The following is a 253-nucleotide window of genomic DNA, read 5'->3' as shown; positions in this document are numbered from 1 at the left end:
CGGCCCGCTAGCAGAAGCCCCAAGGAAGGAGAGGAGAGCATCACATGCCTCAGGAGCAGGAACCCGATGACGCAGTAACGCCGAGACCAGAGCGGGCCCGGCGCCACACCCAGGTCGTCACCGAGACACAGTTGCGGCTCCGACAGCTGGAGGCGGCACAGCGGGCCGCCGCCGCGGCCCCACCGCCCCCTGCGGCTGTCCGCGCGCAGCACTACTATGCCGAGCTGCAGTCCCCGACGATGGCCGCCAGAAC

The organism is Streptomyces sp. NPDC006384 (assembly GCF_042870695.1).
Classification (GTDB): Bacteria; Actinomycetota; Actinomycetes; order Streptomycetales; family Streptomycetaceae; genus Streptomyces.
Note: the sequence above shows the minus strand (reverse complement) of the source record.